The organism is Aliterella sp. E5.1, from assembly GCF_057473825.1.
The window spans coordinates 1-1,003 of sequence record NZ_JBYCCV010000498.1; the positions used below are offsets into that span (position 1 = coordinate 1).

Consider the following 1,003-nt stretch of genomic DNA (forward strand, 5'->3'; position numbering starts at 1 on the left):
GGGAGATTTTAGCGGCGCGATGGCTGGTGACATTGCTCCTAGCCCCTGCTGGGCCTCAGACGGCTGAGCCTCCAGCAACCATTCCAGCCAACTTGTCTCAGATGTTATCTGAGTCAGAGATCGATCAGCCCAGGACCATCAGTGCCGGTTCCGATGCGCTTGTCTACCCTGCCGCTGCTGGAGTGGAGACTCAATTTAGGCGATTGAAGTCCACGCTGCTTGAAGCAACCCTGACCAAGCTCCAGACCAATCTGCAAAATTTAACCGGGCAGCCGTTGGAAATTGATCTGCTCAAACAACAAAAAAAGCGAGAGCTATTCTATATAACTCTAAGAAAATTTGAAGACATTTTAGACGAGCTGCGCTTTTCTCAGGTCACCTCGGTGCAGTTAGCCGAAAAGCGTGATACGATCTTGCAGGATTTATGGCGGGACGTCACGGCAGACTTCTTTGGCAAGTACTACACCTTGTTGCTCCAGAAACAGTCTGCTAGGGAAGTTGTGCAGGAGGTGGAAATTGTGACGGTTTTGCTGCGGGAAGCGGAAGTGGTTCAGGCAGCAATTCTAAATAAAATTCCTTTGGTAGTGGAATTGTTGGATTATCTGCTGTTTCAAACCCCGCTGGTGGTGGATAATCATACCTTTGCCGTTGGCTCCACTGCGGCAATGCGCCAAGCCGAGGCTTTGCTGCAGAATCTTTTAATTCAAGTTGCCAATGGGGTGATTCAACCGCTGCTGAATCATTTTGCGGATGTTGAGGTGATTAAGCAAAATTTTTACAATCGGCGTTTGATTTCTACCCGAGAGATTGAACGCTTTCGCAATGCCCTGTCGTGGAAATACCGAGTTAGGCGCTACTTAATCGAACCAACGGAAATTTTTGAGAGCCAGTTTGGCTTATTGATCCTCGGCGATCGCGGCCTGGAGAAGTACGCCATCTATGCCCCCCGGGATCTGGAACTCAAGCAGCTCACCGGGGTGCGGTTTGCGGTCACCCTGGCCTT

Annotated in this window: 1 protein-coding gene; it reads left to right on the forward strand. The window is 50.1% G+C overall.

All coding sequences use genetic code 11. The features are described 5' to 3' along the window. Positions 1 to 101 precede the first annotated feature (101 nt). A partial coding sequence (locus tag AC2VE5_RS28535; RefSeq protein ID WP_486890880.1) for a DUF3685 domain-containing protein occupies positions 102 to 1,003 on the forward strand: 902 nt, incomplete at its 3' end.